The following is a 17,728-nucleotide window of genomic DNA, read 5'->3' on the forward strand; positions in this document are numbered from 1 at the left end:
TGTTGGTTCTGGTCAATTCGCTATTAAGCTGCATGCCCACCATTGTTTGATATAGATAATCTTTGTCCGCATTTTCCCGGCCATCCACTTCTAATATCTGGATGTCGTCGTTATCCTTTAAGGTAACGAGATAGATGGCGAGCTGGTCGCCATTGCCGCGAATATTTGAAGTTAATATCATATAATAAGCAATTCCATCATAATGGCCTGCAAGGCCTGTTGTTCCCGCATCACATAATTGACAAGCTTACCGTCGATGCCGTTGAGGTCATCGGCGTCCTGCTTGCGGTTCAGGGCGCGGGCAATCTGGTTAAGATTGCTGCCTTGCTTGCCCGCTTCTGCCAAAACTTTGAGCAGCAACTCACGATCAAGCGTCGGCACGGTACGGGACGGCTTGGTGCCTGCACCCAAGCTACGCAAAAACACGCTCACCTCTTGCCCTGCAAGTTTGGCGTTTTGCTCGATAAGAGATTTTTCGGATGCATTAACCCGTATGGGCGGAATAGTAAACGTGCGTCTATTCTCATCCGATTTTAAAGGTCGTGCCATGCTGCTCAAATTTTACTTGTTTGTTTTTTTCAGGGGGGTCAAGCGGGGGATGAAATCACCCCTTGCAAGAAAGGTTTGGATAGATAAAAACCACCGGGTTTTTGTATATACAAACCACATCTTGCAACCTGTTATAAATGTAGCTGATTAATCCTGAATTGTCAAGTATTGCAATGACTTAGAGGCAGATAGGTAACAAGAGATACTTATGCATCACGAACGATAAACAAGGTATGGTTTAGAATTGCCATGAAAAGAAAAAATACGGGTTAGCGAAAATAAAACTGCTGGTGGACAACGTAATGTTGAAGATTTCTTCCGAGATTGGGGAACCTGAATTGACATCATGAGTAATAAAAACGACAAGTTCGGCAAAGGCCGGAACGGAAAGGATAAACAATTTATCCCTAAGAACGATTGGACACCGGCTGTAAAATCCTCCATTCCACCAGTTAACACAAGCGACAAACAACCGGATAGCTTTATACCGCCAAAAACCGAACCGCAACAACAGCACATGCCGCCACCGGTACAACCGCCTGTCACACCGCCACCACCACCGATAAACGAACCCTTAGCCGAAGAAGAACCCATTGTAGAAAATTCCAATGAACCTAACTGGCGGTTTCATAGAGATCATAGCAATGATGACCAAGACAGGCAGGAATACGATAAACAGCCGGATTTTGGAAAAGAAGCCGCCAAAAAATTTGCTCGAAAATTCAAGATTACAACGGATGATTTAACCCGGTTAATACAGTTTGAAAAAGACCCTGAAAAACGTAATCGCAGGCTGGTATTCCTCATAGGCGTATTCTTTACTGCGGTTACACTTGGTGGTGCGCTTTGGGGCTTTATCCGCGCTTATGAGCGGTTTTATAAAGCGAAGGTGCTACCCGTGTTATTTTATCCGATGTCAAGGATTACAAAGGTGTCGATGCTAATCGGTGCCGTGTTAGCTTGGGTGTTGTTGGTTATCGTTGTTCTATCTGCTATCAGCTTTCTTGCAATAGCAGGGTTCGGTTCAGGTGTTATCATTAGCTACTTTGTCATTAACCTGTTTATGACCCTGTTTGTGTTCGGTGCGTTTACAAGGTGGCAGAATGGTATCAATAATTCCTTAATCGAGGGGACAAAGTTTGGCTCGGCGCGATTTGCCCGGCCTGACGAATTAGAACCATTAGCAGCCAATGAAACCGGATTTTATATCGGTGGTGGCTTTAAGTTCAATGATAAAGGCCATATCCTGACCGTTGCAGGCACGCGCGGCGGTAAAGGCACCAATCTTATCATCCCCAATTTATTAGATGCTGGCGGCGTTGAAACCAGTTTTATTGTGATTGACCCGAAAGGCGAAAACGCGGCGATCACTGCGCGGTATCAGCGGGAAAGCGGCAAGACGGTTATCATTTTAAATCCCTGGGATTTACTGGTCCTGCATGTTGGCGAGGCGAAAAGCTACAACCCGCTTGATATGCTCGATGTTTATTCCACTCATTTGATTGATGATATACAAATTATAGCGGAGATGATCGTGCCGCAAAACCTTGGGGCAAAAGATAGTTTCTGGACTGATTCAGCCCGTACCATTATATCCGGCTTGCTGTTGCATTTAGTAACTACTGAGAGCAAAGGCAAAATTGTTTTAAAAACGCTGTGGGAATGGGCAAGGTTGCCGGAAACAGACTGGAATACCCTGGTCGCTAAAATGTGTACCAGTAACCACGTAATGCATGGTAACACCATTAAAAACTCCGGGCGGGAAATTCTGAAATTGCAGGCTGCAGGCGAAGAAACCTTTGGCGGGATAATGTCGAGCGTGTTGCAGGCAACCGACTTTTTAAAATCTCCGGCATTGCAAAAATCACTGGAAAGCGGGTTCGACCCTAAAACCTTAATTGAGGGAAAAAGCACGGTGTATGTAATAATTCCAGCGGATAAATTGCGTACACATGGGCGGTGGTTGCGCTTGGTGGTTACGAGCATGATGCGCTCGGTGATCCGTAAGCCTGGTAAGCGGGTGACGTTCCTATTGGATGAATTTGCAGCGTTGGGATATATGCCGGAAATTGAAACGGCATTATCTACTTATGCAGGATATAACATTACCGTGTGGCCGATATTGCAATCGCTGATACAGCTTAAGAATTTATATCGGGATAATTGGGAAACATTTATAGCCAACTGTACTGTGCGGCAGTATTTTACAATTAATGACAACTTTTCTGCCGATTACATTAGTAAGGCTATTGGTGAAACAACGAATATGATCACAACGTTTTTGGGTGGCAAACGTCAGGATGATACGAATAAACGCTTACTGGTAACCCCTGATGAATTACGACGTGAATCAGGTAGAAAGATATTTATGTTCATCGGTGATTTGCCACCTACGTTTGTTAATAAGCGGCCGTATTATCATGATGAGTTATTAAATGAATTGGCAGATAAAAATCCATATATTTTATAAATAAAGTTTGAAATATTGCCTTATAATTCAATAATTTTAAATTTGAGTTCAGGTATGATTGAAAAGGAAGAAACATTTCAGGAAAGAGCAATTAGGCTTTTAAACTTGTCCGATGAAGAGGTATTAGGGTTATCTGGATTTTATGGGGTTCATAAGAAATCTGAAATTGAAACTATTAAGCCTAAGATTACTAGAATAAACGAAGTCGATTTTGTTAAAATAAATATCAGCTTCAAAAGTTCTTTAATTCGTCAATGCAATCGAGAGATAAACATTCAAAATAATGCGATTTCAAACAATGGTTTTTTCAGTAATAGAGTAATTGATAGATCTGGATTACTCTGTTTGCAATCTCAAATTGAGTTTGCACGTAAGCATCAACTAAAACGGATTTATTTAACAGCATTTCGGGATGAGTTCTATGAAACCGGCGAATATTATAATGGTTATTATTCTTGGGGGAGATACGGTTTTTTAATGAATAGATTGGATCAACAATCAGAATTCCTCACTATGATGCACGATCATAATTATGAAGAGACAAATATTCATGACCTTGTAAAATATAAACAAGGAAGAGATTTTTGGGTAAGCATAAGAACAACTTGGGAAGGCTACTTTGATTTACATTTACGGTCAACCAGTAGTTTAATCTTTACTGATATTACCAATCTTTTAATTAAGACCTAACTTTGCAAATCGTCTTTTTAAGTTATCAAAGTATTCTTTTTGGCTATCATCATTAAGTTGGTTAAATTCACTCATTAAAGCGCTATCCATTCCATCATTAACCCAAGGTTTGATTGATGGTTTAAGATTTTTTGAAAGTAAACTAAACTGATACATAATGTCATCATCCGATAATTCATCTTTAATAAATTTATTTTCCACCGCTTTTACCCCAGACACATCAAGTTTAGATGATTTATCATAATTAATATTCATGCCAGAGTCAAGGGGAATATTTTGGGTATCAGACAGGAATTGTAAGATTTCTGTCTGATTTTCATTGGCATCAGGGACTACATTTGAAATCGATTCTAACAACTCATATGACGACAGATTTTGATAGTCTGCACTTTTTTCTGAGGTTGGATCTTTATCTAAACTAAATACAGATGACTTATTTTTTGATCTTTTATCTATAACTGAATAATCTGTAATAATGGAATATCTATTTTTATTCCAATCGATCGGAGTGCTGAAGGTAGCATCTATTGGTACAGAAACTACCAGTATTGAAGCAACTAACGCCTTAAGCGTGAAGCTTGTTTGTAAAGATGGTTTATCCAAAACAAGTACGGCACCTATCGATTTCTCAATATCGGTTAACTCCCTGTGGTCAAATATCGAATCGGCGTATTTAAAATTCTGCTTTTTTAAATCATCAACTGTTATTGATATAAGTTGAAGTTCGCGGTTGTAGTTTTTTAGTATTTTTTTTAAATTAGATGTAAGACGTTGCGAGTAAATTCTTACGGCTTTATCTGATTTTTGTTTTGCAATTTCCCTCCGTGTAGAATTATAACATCTTTTGACGTCGATATTAAGTCTGTTATTCCAAGCGAAAACTGGCTTTATAATATTGTCAGGATAACACGGGTACGTTGGTAAAATTATCTAGTATTGAGGGATGGCGACATTGTTAATTTCTCTTTGGAATTCATGCATAACTACTTGCAATTCCTCAGACAACAATAGCAAAATTTCGTCTCCTTTTTCAGGAAAATTTGTAACTCTACTCCGCGCAGTTTTGCTAACCTGCTCAATGTTTATATTGAGCAATGTAAACCAACTTGCTAAAGGATGTTCGTTGGACTTCATGGTTGATTAAAAGAAATCAAAAGTTAAATATAACAATATTATTCCGTTGGCTAAATGTCGTAGGGATAATCTGATATTTTGCCTTCAATCCAAAATTCGTTCAAATCTTTATACCCCTCATAGAAATATTCAAAGCTGCCAACTTTAAAATCTTCCAGTTGTTCAGCAATAGCATGCGTTGCCTGATAACCAGCTTCGTCATTATCCATGAACAAGAAAGCGTATTTTACAGTTTCTTTAAAGGAAATTATTTTTTCACAAGCTTCCTTGACTAATGATGTGGAATTTAAAATATAAGCATGATTAATTGGGCGCAATACTGCCTTGATCTCTAGCCATGACAGAAAGTCCCAAAACCCTTCAAAAACATCAGCTGAATTTGTCTCATTGCTATTCGTTAGAATACGAGATGTTGCCTTTGGCCCGATGCAAGTTTTAAAACATTCCTGTTTCACGGGATTAGGGATAGAAACCTCATAGCCACCCTTATCGTTCTCAAACAAAAAGCCGTTATATTTTTTATTTGTTACGGTGTCTAAAATGTAGCCTTGCTTCAAGTAAAGATTAGCCACTTTTAACGAAATCCTGCGGCGTTCCAATTCATCTTTAAGACCAGCAAACGTTATTAGATCGGCAATTTTCAAAATCGAATAGCGGGGTGTTTGATCCCGCACAATTTCACTTTGCTTACGTGGTTGTGTCTGGAGTCTTGGTGAATTATTGGATATTGGTGCCCATTCCGATAACGCTTGTAACGCTTCCCTGATCGCTGTGCGCCGGTCTTTCATGTGGTACTCACACCATAAATCAAGAATGTCACCACCACTGTTTTGCTTTTGGTGGGCAAACGTGCCTGACAGTCCGAAGTCATGCCAGGTATTTTGCTTTACATTAATTTTAAAAGATGGTGTTTTTTCATCCGGTCTAAATGGTGAAAAATACCATTTGTCACCTTTATTATCAGTCTTTGCATAGGCTCCTCCTAATTCTTCAACAAGTTTTTCTATTGGGATATTTTTTGCCTGATTGATGTTCATTTGCTGCTCCTTAGTGATCTGAATAAAGAAAAGCCCAAGCGATTGCCTGGGCTTTTAAAAATACAATTTACGTTTGGCTGAATTTATACAGACTTCATTTTATCAATGAAGTTTTGTATTTCCTCGGCTTTCCAATAGTTCCTTCGGCTTCCCTCGTCCTTGTAAGGTTTTGGAAATAATCCTTTCTTCACCCGTCGATACAGAACTTGCGGTGCTATCGCTAATAGCTTGGTAACTGCTTCCGAAGTTAGTCTGGGCGATAGTGAAATTGTAGAATTGGTTTTGGTTGGTTGTTCTGTCACTCGTATTCCTTCCGTGTGGTTGAATATTATGTTTGTTTACGATTGGCCTTTCATAGGGTTGATTGTGTATTAAACTATCAATGTAGTCGGCGTATTCCTGCATCATTACAATTCTCTCCGGTAGATAATCTGCACGATCATAAGCACGATCTACGCTATTGCGCGGCACATGGGCTAATTGCCTGTCAACTGGCTCATGTCGATAACCTAAATGTTGCTTGCAAACGCCCATTAAAATTGAACGGAAGCCATGACCAGTCATTTTGTATTTGTAGCCTAAATTGGCTAATGCTTTTAAAATTGTAGCATTAGACATTGGCTTACGTGGTCGTGAGATACTCGGAAAAACAAAATCACGTTTTCCGTTCAATTCTTTAAGTTGATGCAAAATAACTAACGCCTGGATCGACAACGGCACTTTATGCAGTTTGCGCGTTTTCATACGCTCAGCAGGAATAATCCACATGGCATTTGCTAAATTAAATTCTGTCCACTTGGCTTCAATAAGTTCGCAAGTTCGCACTGCCGTAAGAAGCATGAGTTTTAAACACAGGTTTGTTTGCTTATATAGCCGGGCATCGTTGGTGTGGATGGTTCGCACCAACAATGGTAATTCATCCAGCGTTACAGAAGCATAGTGTCCAGGTTTGTACTTTTTAAGGCCGTATTTTAAACCAATGGTTAAATCACGATCTGCTCTACCTGTAGCAATGCCGTATTGAAATATGCGGCTGCACATGCTCATAACACGTCGGGCCATTTCAGGCCCTGCCTTTTCAACTTTTTGTAAGCAAGCCATCATTATAGCGGGGGTGAGCTGATTGATTGGATACTCACCGATGACGGGAAACGTATGTAATTCTAAACGACGTAAAACATAGTTTGCATGGCGAAGCGTCCAACTATCTTTATTCTGCTCATGCCATTCAGTCGCAATAGCTTTGAAGTTTTGCGCTGATTGATAACGAGCAGTTTGTTTCTCTGCGCTGCGCTTCAGTTTCGGGTCAATATTCAACTTCACGTTGTCTTTAGCTGATAATAACGCTGAACGTGCCCCTGCCAAAGATACACCAGGATAGACCCCTAATGAAATACACCGTTGTTTACCGTTGAATTGGTAGCGGTATTGCCAATAGCGGTTTCCTTTAGGCATGACTTGTAGATATAAGCCGCCGCCGTCTGATAGTTTGTAAGGTTTAGATTGTGGTTTTGCGTTTTCGCATTGTAGGTAAGTAAGAGGCATTTCTGCTTCCTTTCAGGTCCGTAAATAGGGGGGGGAATCGTTGACACTTGATACGTTAAATCAGGATTTAGTCATGATTTAGTACCAACTTTTGCGGTGATGCAAATAAATATAGGTAACTATTCCTATACACTATACACAAAAAATAGCCATTGTCAATGGCATGGGCGATAGCGTTATATTTCAATAGGAATTTAGTCTTAGAATGGTGGCCCAAGCCGGATGCAAAGTTTTTTAATTTAGCTATTGAGGGCAAACAATAAATCATGATGTAATTATACTGCTTCCCAATAAAAGGTCAACGAAAATCTAATTAAGTTGATTTTTTATTATGGCCGAATTACGATTTACGACATCATATTTTAAGTAGTGTACGGCAATACATTCTTTATTGACATGGCCATTTGTAGTGTGATACACTACATAGATGTTTCGCTTCAAAAACGAAGAGATCGAAAAGCTATGGGAAGGCCTTTTAATAAAAAGGCTGGACAAAACTGTTCGCAAGCTAGCGCAGCGCCGATTGCAATTGTTAATTGCTGCTGTACGTATTGAAGATTTAAAAGTGCCGCCAAGTAATAAACTTGAAGCATTAAAAGGAGACAGAAGAGGGCGTTATTCAGTACGGGTAAACGATCAATATCGTCTTTGCTTCGTTAGGACAATTGACGGCGCGCAAGAAATTGAATTTATAGATTATCACTAAGGGGGATATGACATGACAAAGCGAGATATTTATCCGGACCATCCTGGCATTATCTTAAAAGAAGAATTTTTGGAGCCAATGGGTATTCGTCCAGGCACACTATCGCGGGCGTTACAAGTTTCCCGTGACAGAATTGCGGAATTAGTAAAAGGTAAACGTGATGTAACGCCTGATACAGCACTACGTCTTGGCGCTTTCTTCGATATGTCACCGGAGTTTTGGCTAAATCTTCAATATCATTATGACTTGGTAATAACGGAAAAAGATTTCAGTACGAAAATATTAAATTCAATAAAAATGAGCAGAAAGGAATTTGTGCTTTTATCGCATTAATGTTTTCCTGCTTAACTCGACATTGAACGACATCCATTTATAGGAATTTTGCCAACTTCTCTTTCCTTGAAGTGCTGTATTAGAATTATTTGGGAGCCAGACAAAAACCCATGTATTAATTGACAGAAAAATTTTAAATTAACAGGATTAGAAAAGAATTAATCGGTAAACAACATAATGAAAAATTTAATATTATTTATACTTATCGCTTCATTACTTGGTTGTACCAAAAATAATGGTGTAATCTATCACGAAGCAACGATAAATAATGAGGGCACCGATAGTATTGTGCCTGTTTCAGGCGGTAAGGTAGGAGACATTAAATTTGCGCAAGCAACGATTGCTCCAAACACTTTTTCAACTCCAGTTAAAGTTACGATTACAAAGTATGATGATAAGGAAATGATCAAATTTTTTGATGAAATGACCCAGGGTGTAAAGGAGATAATGAGTAAATCAAATTATTTTATAAAACTCAGTGTTGATGGGTTACAGCCCAATAAACCAGTATTGGTCGATATAGGTGTTCCTGCTGAAATCTTATCTAAGCTTTCGTCAAATTCCGTTGTACAGGCTTATTGTCAAATCAATGAATATTCGGAAAATGAAGATTTTCTAGATTTTTTGCCAGTACCAACAATTGAATCATCAGATCATAAAATAGTACAAGTCAGTGTTGAGGCTCAGGATTTTGTCCAAAATGGTAAGAGTATGGATGCTTTCATAATCTTGGTAGTTGCACCAAAGCCATTTCCAGGAGAATTTCGTATACCTCAATCGGTAAATGAAGATGAATGTTATAAGAGCCGTTGTATATCGCCATTGGTTGATTATTTTGTAACGAGTAATTTTGCTTTAAGGCGAGTACATCCAGTACTTAAAAACATTGATGGTTCGCCTAAGGTTCGACCTCACAACGGCTCAGACCTCAGAGCTAACGTAAATACATTGGTTCACTCGGTATTAGATGGAGACGTTTTGAGCGCTGGAACTGTCAAAGGGTTTGGGAATTTGATCAAGATACAACATGCCCTTAGTAATGGCTCCATAACTACCTATTACGCACATTTAAATTCTATGACAGTTAAGCCGGGACAACATGTTAAGGAAGGGGAGTTAATTGGATTATCAGGAAAAACGGGTAACGTGGATCATGAGCATTTACATTTTGAAATGCGTTATAATAACATCCCCGTTGACCCTAATCTTTTCACCAATGCCAGTTCCATACAACTCGAGAGTGTAACAGCAAATCCTGCTAATTTAGGCCAAGGTGTAGTTTGTTTAATTCCTGATCCTAATAGCGGCATTATCGTCAGAGGAAACGCTTTTAATCATGTCATCAAATACCGTGACCCTTACAACAAGATAAAATATACTCAATTAATTACTCAACTTAAATCTTTATCAACATCCCCAACATACGTGTATGATATGGCTGGCTTTGATGAAAAAAATATGATTCTCAATAGCATTGCTTGTAAAGCAAGTAACGTAATCGAACGCGCTTACATCCTCTGCAAGGATAAGTCCAAAAGTAACTGTGTAGACGTAGCTTATAGATAGTTCATTTTATCCTTATCTAAAGGATATCAGTTAATTTATAAATGCTTAAAATTTCAATCTATAAATCTTATTTATCTAAATTAATTTCGGTTACTAAAATTAATAGGTAAGATTATACACCATTATCCATATATACATTATCATGCTTACAAATGCTTTTGAAGCCTATGCACAATCATTACGTATCTTACTCGAAGCCGTTTTAAGGTCTAATGCACTGGTTCTCGTAGATCCTTATGAAGCATCTGGTAATATTGAACAGGGTTTCACTAATCTCCTGAATGCATTCCATAGTCTCTATGATGGGGTAAGAACCATTCCAGCGATTAATTTTGATTGGTATGGAACTCCCGAAACGGCAACGATATTGGCTATAAGAAATGCACGTCATCACAACTTTGCCAATAACATCAGAGGATTATACGCTTATCATTTACAACAAGAAAAGCCCGAAGATTTTGCACCATACTTAATTTTAGATTATCCTGAAACTGAAGATGGCGGCACAACTTTTCAAACTCTGATCTCATGGTGCGATATAGATACTATGTTGGATTTGCCTGTTGACGTGACGAGGCTAAGGGCAAGCACTACGCCGATTATAAAAAATTACCTAAGTAGCGATGTTATAAATACATTTCCAGAGCGCTATGATCTTTCAAAGGAAAATGTATTTCTGAATGCAACTCCGTTAGTTGTAAATGCATCAATAAAAATAATTCCAATCGTAAAAGATTACGTTAGGCCTCGATCATTAGAAGCAAGACATTTCATCGAACATTTTGATGGTTTGCCTCCTGCCAATACACAGCAACATGCAATAGAGCAGATTTCTATTTTTTTACCTGTGTAATAATATTATACTAAATATGGGATTTTGAAGTCCCCCAAGCCGGATGCGTAAGCATCTAATTTAGTCACTGTGGGAAAAGGATAAATCATGTTGAAATTATATTACTTTCCAACATACTGTCAACAAAAATCTAATTAAGTTGAATTTTACTTGGGACGGAATTTGAATTGGCAACACATTTTGAGTTCCGTGATTATTACACCAATCATAATGAAATTATAGCGGCTGGTAAAATGTTGAATTATACTTTTAAAAAATTTCAAATATTTAGAAATTTAAAATATAGATAGTGATATATTATTGAAACTCTAATGATAATAATAAACCACAAAATTATTTTATGGTTATCAAAACGTCGCAACAGAATTACCATTGATTAGCAAGTTATATTTTATTGAACTCTAATCATTCCAGCTTTTTGCATTAGACTAAGCAAGCTCATAAGCAAGCAATTAGCTTGTTTGAAATTTTCAACTTGTTCATCAAGCCTTGCTACAACTTTTTCACCATGAAATAAATTATTTCTAAAGCGGAATATAATAAACAGAATAGCTTCAAGTTGTTTCAAAGGGTCCTTGTTTTCACCAATTAACACGGACCAAACATCGCTTTTTGCTTGAACTTCTTGTCCACTTCTAAAAAGTAATCCATGATATAAGATTGTAGGCTTTCCTTCAATATCTACATAACGGTTGGCAAAATAGAGTAGATGATTTTTAACCAAATCCTCATCAACCATACCTGTGCTTTCTAACCCGACAACAAAATCTCTTATAGTAGTTATTTTCGCTTCTTTGCCACAAGCGAATGTCTCAAATAGATTCCAAAGCAAAGTAAAGTTTTTTACTCCCTCAAGTGTCGCTTCTTTTAAATCAATTTGCAAAAAATCAGATAGCCACTCCGCTTCATTTAAATTATCTCCCATGGAATTTTTCGTATTCAACTTGCAAACTACGCAGTCTTCAGGAATCTAATGTTTCCTTTGTACTTATAGAAAACACGTGCTTTACCATCGCCATTATATAACACATTAATGTGATGAATTGCCGAAGGAAATTTTACGACTTCCATTTCTCGTTTACCAATGAAACCTCTTGAACGGGTAATTGTAGCCTTGTCTAATTCGTTTGGCTTATCTGTATAGCTCGCAATTGTCTTTGATTTATGGATGGCTAACGAATCGTCACCCGCAGGCATGAAGCTTTCAATAAAGCTAATTATGTAAGAGGGTATAATTTCAGGTCCTAACAGTTTTGACATTGATTTCAATTTTTCTAATGATTTGATGGAATCAGCTATCAATTCATCAACTTCGCCATTTGGTGAAAAATCAAATAATGCAAAACTCATTTCGCCTGAATCAACTACAACTGTATTGTTGTCAATGCTAGCATTAGCAACAGCACTAACCCTCTGACCATCTAACCAAACAGGGGTTTTATTGTCCTGCTTTCTTGATTCTAATGATAGTCTATGAAATATAAAACATCTTTGCCAATCCAAAAAAAGTGGTTTGGGAATAGTTAATTCAAAATATTTTAAATGTTTTCCACGCGCACCAAACATACGCGCACGTTGTATATAAGTATCCTGCTGTAAATTATTTTTTACGTCACGAGTGAAGAACATTGACAATAGGTTCTTGAACGTAACTCCACGAGATACAATATTACCTCCAATTACAATGGTAAAGGGTGCGGCTGGGGTTGTTCCGGTAGCATTATTGGCTGCATTAGAGTCTTTATCACTATTCATGACCACAACATTATTTCGTTCACTATTAGAAATAATGTATTTTGTTATTTCATCTTCACTACCAGGATATCTCTCGCTCGCTAAGGTCCAAATTGCTTTAAGAAAATTTTCGTGATTTTCATTCTTTTGATCTCTTATAGCTTCAAGTGTTTTGAGAATAAGGTTTAAATCATTTAAATGATCCTGTTTTTTACCACTAGTGTGAATAAGAATTGAAAAGTTAGTTTCTTTCTCTTCAGTAGTATTTAGAAATGATACGTTAACCATGAAGCTAAAGAGTGCTTCGCGCATTGCGTCAAACTCCTCAACTGTATCAGAGATAAATGTCAGTTTATATTGAAGGCTATCAATTTTTATAGGGAAAAACACATCCTGCCCTGTATATGCATCATGCGGAGGAAAATCAATCCAATTTGTGTTTATGTTGTCGTGTGTTCTGTTTAAGTCTAGTCTTGCGGGAGTTGCTGTTACGCCAATGTAAGTGCCATTTTCTCCAAGCAATTGTCCTGTAAGCATGTTTATTCTGCTTTGCTCATTTTCATTGATTTTTGAATTTGGAGTGGCATAATCTGCCTCGTCATCAATTACAACAATGTTATCATGACCGGCAAGTTTCATCAAAAGCTTTTGCAAGTCACTCGAATTCTTCTTGCAAAAGATCACCCATTGAGTTTCTCCAATCTGAACATTTGGCGATAAGATTTCATTGAATTTTTTAGGGGTAGGAGACAAGCCTGATAACTGGAATCTTTCAAGGTTCTGACCGAGAAGTTGTACGGAATCATTCATCAATTCAACAATGATTTGATGGCCTTCATCGAGAAGCTTTGCAGTCAAGGCAATCATCAATTCTGTTTTGCCACTCTGGGGCTCGCCATAAATAACAAAAGACTTTTTGCTTTCAGAAATATTCTTGACCGCCTGCTTTATTACAGTATCAATCCTTTTAGTGTCCTGACCTTCTTCCTTCAGGACTTCTAATCTACGTTCGTATCGTTTATTTGTGTTTTCAGTAGCTGATTTCAGTTTTTTTAAGTCGAACATTTTGTCTCTTTGATAAGGTTGGTTGATTTAATTTAATAGCGGTTTTCTTGCGATAATTATAAACTCCTCAGGATAAACAAGCTTTTTATTTTCGCTTGTTAACGTCGTAAACTTACCGGTTTTTTCATCTCGGATTGTTGGAATTAATTTAAAAGGAATTTTACGTTTAATTACTTCTTCTACATGAAGTCCTTGGATATATAGCATTTGAGCAAATACTTCTGCAGACTGTATTTTAACATTTTTCATGGTCGTGTTGCCGACGACTATACATACAACACCATTTGGTTTTAGAATGCGACGCATTTCACTAATAACTGCTAACATATCGCGGAAGTAGTTTGCGACTTCACCTGCGCTCTTTTTGCTTATTGGCAAAAGTGCTTGGACTATTTCTTTTGCAAGTGGAATCTCCATTTCAACATCTTTGTTATTTGAGTAGAAAGTACCTATAAAGTTTCTTCTAAATTCGGGTAGATCTTGAATGTAATCGTACCAATATCCAGTTAATTGGTGGATATCTGCATATTCGTAAGAAGTAACATACGGTGGAGAGGTAATAATTGCGTCGGCTGAGTTTGCTCTTATACCTGTTTTTCGTGCATCTGCTAATTTAATGATACATGGGGTATTTAAATTGTTGTGAGCTTTAAGTTCGTTAAAGAACTCTTCGTTTTTCTTTAACATTCGGGAAATTTGAAATACTAATGCATCAAATGGGTCCCTTATAGGTTTCTTTGGATCAATCTGTGGTTTTGTGCTAGTTTGCAACCATTTCGAGCAGTTTTTTAAAATATTTGACAGTGCACAAAGGAAGAAATCTTTTTGTGTTAAGCACTCATTATTTAAGATGATTTGATATAAATATGCTATCTTATTTTTTTGAGATTGCTCAAACCAGTAATCAATCCTGGGATGATTGTCAGCAATATAAATTTGATTGGAGTCGTAAGAATCAAATTGATGCTTAAGCGCTTCAAATTCAGAAATTAAGATTTCAGGTTCGATAGCCGCTATTTTAGTCCTAGTAATGAGTTCTGCAACTGGATTTATGTCGACACCTTCAGAACGCCGTCCGTGCAGTTTACTTTCAACCAACGTAGTTCCACACCCGGCAAATACATCAACTATTTTATCTCCCTTAACAGTGTACTTTTCTATTAATTTCTTGACAATTTGCGGAATAAATTTTGCAGGGTATCTGTGATAGCCATGGGTGAAATGTTCGACCGATCTGCTTTCGGCGAAGGACCAATCTTCATTTATAGTAATGTCAAATTTTTTTAATAATGTAGATTGGCGCATTTTAATTTCTGTAAGGTTTTGGTTTATCAGCCCGCTTATATTGCTCAAACTGAATATATACTAATTTTAATATTTGAAAATCAATTTATTCAAAGATATCAATAGTTTTATGATAAGTAAGTTTCATACAAGGTTTAATATTCCACGGTTCTAAGGCAATGACCGGATGATAAAATAATAGCTCATGTATTTGATTTCCAAATGAGAATTATATAATCAATCTAAATTAGATAACCGCTGTTAAGTACCTGTCTGGTGGTGGGATATCGGTCGCATCAGCTTTAGCTCGGAATAAACGATAACTGTACTCGTCTTCCCGAATGACCAATATCTCATGATTTGTGGGTGGGGTATTTTCTACGGTATAAAGCTTCTCAATCATTTGGTCCAAATGGTTTTGCAGTTGTTCGGCAGTAAGTGTTGCAGCACCATAATACATTGCGTTTGTCAGGCTATACCAAAACCCGAAAGCACCCTGTAAATATCTAAAAAAATTAATTTCTGCCATTGCTTCATGTAAAAGCGTATAGTCCGTGCTATCGGCATGATTAAGCTGTATTCTAACGATGTACTTGCTCATATTTATTTTTGATACTAATAATCAACGTCCCCGTTTCCTCTGTATTTGTCGTTCCTTTATTCTTTCTTGTTCCTTAGTAATTTTGTCAACCTCAAATTGTTGACTTCCATTGGCCATTGCTTTTGCAGCATCGCTTTGACGGTTATTATTACTCAAAATCTTACTCAATAAATCCGGTTCAGTTTTCTGCATTTCATAACCTGCGTTGAAATACATAGCGATGTGTTCTTCTTCTTCTTGCTCTGTCATGGCTAAAACGTGTCGTGTGAATTGTTCTTTAAATAATCATTTATCGAATTGGTGTCGTACAAGATCACGCGGGGGGTGGCATATACAAACGCAATTTTACCTTCATCCCGAATCTTCATTAGGGTGGTTTTGCTATTGATGCGAAGCTTTTTCATCGCTTCCTCACCAGTTATCCACTGATCTTCCTGTTTGCCCCTTTGATCTTTTAAACGCTGATAAACTTTTTCAACCAGGGCATAAAAAGCAGGCTCTTCCAGACAGATTATTTCTATCGGCATTTCGACTTGGTTTAGATTGGGAAATTAAGAATAGAATACTGAAAATGCAATACGTAGAACTACGCAATCTTTAGAGAATTGGACAACATTGTTGCCCAGGTGAAATGTTGTCCTAATGTTGTCCTGAAACAAAAAAGGCAGTTAGTGTCTTTCACCTAACTGCCTCATTTTGAAGTACTCAGAGCGGAAGTATTTTTAAACTTGAACCAGTTTGAAAATCTGTTAATTATAAAAATTGTCGGAGTAGTGTACCATTAAACTACCTCCATTCCGTAAGTTTCTACCTGTGTTTGAATGGCACTTAATATCTCCGCCATGTGAAGCGCGATCTTCGTTCGTTCGCCTCTAATACCAAAAGTTACCGTTACATCCTTAGACTTCTTTTTGTACTCAACCGGCGGATCATGCCACTGGGTGATCATTGGCATGTTGTTACTTTTTAGCCAAAAATTATAGTCCGCAAGGAAGTCGAACTCCAGCGCCGTTGAAATTTTGTTGATCATGTCAAGGGTGACATCATCAATTGATTTTATCATGTGGATCCAGCGGTCTGACTTACCAATTATGCTCCCGAGTTGCACAATTGTAATGGGCCGTTTATCAGCTCTCTGCTTGATCTTGTCTTTGAAAGGATATTCCATAGTATCTGAGAAAAATATTTCGTTCTGATATTCAATTACTTAGGGGGCAAGCAACAAAAAAGACCGAAATATATTTCGGAGCAAGAAAAATATTTCTGAATATTGTCTTAATAATTTCTGACAAATTACTGAAAACCTACTGAATATCTAAATACCATTTAAATAGTACTTATGAACAAACCCACTTTACAGAAAATTCCGACAGACTTTTTGCCGGAAAATTGGGCTAAAACAATTGGGGAAGAACTAGAATGTTCACCCAATAAAATAGAACGGGTTGTTTACGGGCTTGCGCCGGTTAACAAAAAAAATACAGCCATTTGGGACAGAATGGTAGCATTGGCTGAGCAAGGAAAACTTGATTTCGACCAGGAAGCAGAACAACGTGCAAATCGCTTAGCTGCCTTGATCAATGTATAATTTAACGCGACATCAATTACCGGCAGGCCTGGTTAATTCAAACGGAGAATTTTTTGTTTGCGACGATGACCAGCCTCACCTGCTTCGCTCTGGCTCTGTAGTGGATTTCGACCAGTTTGACCCTAAACTAATTTTACTGCTCGAGATTAAAATGCTTTCCGAAACTAAGCGGCATGCATATTATTCGCTGATGGTTGCCGGCGCTGGCCGTATGGCCGAAGTAAGACAGTTTACATATTGCATGTACGGTGGCTTTGATAACAAGCCTGATATTATAAACGGTGAACTGGGTGAACCGGAATATTGGAGGTGTCCAAAACGTGGCAATTGCGACTTCGAAGGTAAAGCTTGTGCCGGCTTTAAACTTAAATCGGGTGATCATCTAACCAGGCGCGAGCTTCAATACATTCAGCTTACTGCCAATGGCCTTCTCGATAAGACAATTGCGGATCAGCTGGGCATTTCTCCTAAGACGGTACCGAGTTTCTCAAAGCAAGTACGTGAGAAGTGTGGACTGCAGCGCAAGGCTGATATTGCATCATGGGCAAAAGACAATCATTTAGCATGACCTTA

The 17,728-nt window shown here is 37.8% G+C and carries 21 protein-coding genes; 8 read left to right on the plus strand and 13 right to left on the minus strand.

The features are described 5' to 3' along the window. Together ACE5CV_RS07620 and ACE5CV_RS07625 are read right to left on the minus strand one after the other, a co-directional pair. Positions 1-181 (minus strand): hypothetical protein (locus tag ACE5CV_RS07620; RefSeq protein WP_374949568.1); only part of this gene is annotated, 181 nt, incomplete at its 3' end. Next, complete coding sequence (locus ACE5CV_RS07625) at positions 178-549, minus strand: hypothetical protein (RefSeq protein ID WP_374949569.1); 372 nt, start codon at positions 547-549, stop codon at positions 178-180. The genes ACE5CV_RS07625 and ACE5CV_RS07620, both read right to left, overlap by 4 nt. Before the next feature lie 346 nt (positions 550-895). Between ACE5CV_RS07625 and ACE5CV_RS07630 the strand changes: the two genes are divergently transcribed. Both ACE5CV_RS07630 and ACE5CV_RS07635 read left to right on the plus strand, forming a co-directional pair. Further along, positions 896-3,019 carry a type IV secretory system conjugative DNA transfer family protein gene (locus tag ACE5CV_RS07630; protein WP_374949570.1) on the plus strand — a complete coding sequence of 708 codons (2,124 nt, stop codon included), beginning with the start codon at positions 896-898 and terminating at the stop codon, positions 3,017-3,019. Between the two features lie 54 nt (positions 3,020-3,073). Then, on the plus strand, positions 3,074-3,709 hold the full coding sequence (locus ACE5CV_RS07635; protein WP_374949571.1) for a hypothetical protein: 636 nt from the start codon (positions 3,074-3,076) through the stop codon (positions 3,707-3,709). Here ACE5CV_RS07635 and ACE5CV_RS07640 read toward each other — a convergent pair. The 4 genes from ACE5CV_RS07640 to ACE5CV_RS07655 form a co-directional block, all read right to left on the minus strand. Continuing rightward, entirely contained in the window at positions 3,695-4,312 is a 618-nt protein-coding gene (locus tag ACE5CV_RS07640; RefSeq protein ID WP_374949572.1) for a hypothetical protein, read from the minus strand. The two genes, ACE5CV_RS07635 and ACE5CV_RS07640, sit on opposite strands and share 15 nt — an antisense overlap. Positions 4,313-4,639: 327 nt before the next feature. Beyond that, positions 4,640-4,843 (minus strand): hypothetical protein, encoded by a 204-nt coding sequence (locus ACE5CV_RS07645; protein ID WP_374949573.1) that lies wholly within the window; start codon positions 4,841-4,843, stop codon positions 4,640-4,642. A gap of 50 nt (positions 4,844-4,893) precedes the next feature. Next, positions 4,894-5,880 carry a toprim domain-containing protein gene (locus ACE5CV_RS07650; protein ID WP_374949574.1) on the minus strand — a complete coding sequence of 329 codons (987 nt, stop codon included), beginning with the start codon at positions 5,878-5,880 and terminating at the stop codon, positions 4,894-4,896. A gap of 102 nt (positions 5,881-5,982) precedes the next feature. Further along, entirely contained in the window at positions 5,983-7,425 is a 1,443-nt protein-coding gene (locus ACE5CV_RS07655) for a tyrosine-type recombinase/integrase (RefSeq protein WP_374949575.1), read from the minus strand. A gap of 427 nt (positions 7,426-7,852) precedes the next feature. On the opposite strand from ACE5CV_RS07655, the gene ACE5CV_RS07660 reads away from it, so the two are divergent. The 4 genes from ACE5CV_RS07660 (at position 7,853) to ACE5CV_RS07675 (ending at position 10,883) form a co-directional block, all read left to right on the plus strand. After that, positions 7,853-8,131: a type II toxin-antitoxin system RelE/ParE family toxin gene (locus ACE5CV_RS07660; protein ID WP_374949576.1), complete on the plus strand. Its 279-nt coding sequence runs from the start codon at positions 7,853-7,855 to the stop codon at positions 8,129-8,131. A 12-nt stretch (positions 8,132-8,143) separates the two neighbouring features. Continuing rightward, the gene (locus tag ACE5CV_RS07665; protein ID WP_374949577.1) at positions 8,144-8,464 is read left to right on the plus strand and encodes a HigA family addiction module antitoxin; all 321 of its coding nucleotides are present in this window, start codon (positions 8,144-8,146) and stop codon (positions 8,462-8,464) included. Positions 8,465-8,641: 177 nt separating this feature from the next. Then, positions 8,642-10,030 (plus strand): M23 family metallopeptidase, encoded by a 1,389-nt coding sequence (locus ACE5CV_RS07670; protein WP_374949578.1) that lies wholly within the window; start codon positions 8,642-8,644, stop codon positions 10,028-10,030. A gap of 142 nt (positions 10,031-10,172) precedes the next feature. Continuing rightward, positions 10,173-10,883 carry a hypothetical protein gene (locus ACE5CV_RS07675; protein WP_374949579.1) on the plus strand — a complete coding sequence of 237 codons (711 nt, stop codon included), beginning with the start codon at positions 10,173-10,175 and terminating at the stop codon, positions 10,881-10,883. A gap of 391 nt (positions 10,884-11,274) precedes the next feature. Here the strand turns inward: ACE5CV_RS07675 and ACE5CV_RS07680 are convergent, their stop codons facing one another. From ACE5CV_RS07680 to ACE5CV_RS07710, 7 genes are all read right to left on the minus strand, one after another. Further along, a complete protein-coding gene (locus ACE5CV_RS07680) occupies positions 11,275-11,808 on the minus strand; it encodes a hypothetical protein (protein WP_374949580.1) in 534 nt (177 codons plus the stop codon). Positions 11,809-11,834: 26 nt separating this feature from the next. Then, positions 11,835-13,682: a Z1 domain-containing protein gene (locus ACE5CV_RS07685; protein ID WP_374949581.1), complete on the minus strand. Its 1,848-nt coding sequence runs from the start codon at positions 13,680-13,682 to the stop codon at positions 11,835-11,837. Positions 13,683-13,709: 27 nt separating this feature from the next. Further along, on the minus strand, positions 13,710-14,987 hold the full coding sequence (locus ACE5CV_RS07690; RefSeq protein WP_374949582.1) for a DNA methyltransferase: 1,278 nt from the start codon (positions 14,985-14,987) through the stop codon (positions 13,710-13,712). Positions 14,988-15,213: 226 nt separating this feature from the next. Then, the gene (locus ACE5CV_RS07695) at positions 15,214-15,567 is read right to left on the minus strand and encodes a hypothetical protein (protein ID WP_374949583.1); all 354 of its coding nucleotides are present in this window, start codon (positions 15,565-15,567) and stop codon (positions 15,214-15,216) included. Between the two features lie 21 nt (positions 15,568-15,588). After that, on the minus strand, positions 15,589-15,816 hold the full coding sequence (locus tag ACE5CV_RS07700; RefSeq protein ID WP_374949584.1) for a hypothetical protein: 228 nt from the start codon (positions 15,814-15,816) through the stop codon (positions 15,589-15,591). Positions 15,817-15,818: 2 nt separating this feature from the next. Beyond that, on the minus strand, positions 15,819-16,094 hold the full coding sequence (locus ACE5CV_RS07705; RefSeq protein ID WP_374949585.1) for a DNA-binding protein: 276 nt from the start codon (positions 16,092-16,094) through the stop codon (positions 15,819-15,821). A 254-nt stretch (positions 16,095-16,348) separates the two neighbouring features. Next, complete coding sequence (locus ACE5CV_RS07710; RefSeq protein WP_374949586.1) at positions 16,349-16,735, minus strand: hypothetical protein; 387 nt, start codon at positions 16,733-16,735, stop codon at positions 16,349-16,351. A gap of 171 nt (positions 16,736-16,906) precedes the next feature. Here ACE5CV_RS07710 and ACE5CV_RS07715 point away from each other — a divergent pair, with 171 nt between their 5' ends. Both ACE5CV_RS07715 and ACE5CV_RS07720 read left to right on the plus strand, forming a co-directional pair. Then, on the plus strand, positions 16,907-17,155 hold the full coding sequence (locus ACE5CV_RS07715) for a hypothetical protein (protein ID WP_374949587.1): 249 nt from the start codon (positions 16,907-16,909) through the stop codon (positions 17,153-17,155). After that, on the plus strand, positions 17,148-17,723 hold the full coding sequence (locus ACE5CV_RS07720) for a helix-turn-helix transcriptional regulator (RefSeq protein WP_374949588.1): 576 nt from the start codon (positions 17,148-17,150) through the stop codon (positions 17,721-17,723). The genes ACE5CV_RS07715 and ACE5CV_RS07720 overlap by 8 nt, the downstream gene beginning before the upstream one ends. Positions 17,724-17,728: the final 5 nt, after the last annotated feature.

Source organism: Mucilaginibacter sp. (genome assembly GCF_964263795.1).
Taxonomy (GTDB): domain Bacteria; phylum Bacteroidota; class Bacteroidia; order Sphingobacteriales; family Sphingobacteriaceae; genus Mucilaginibacter.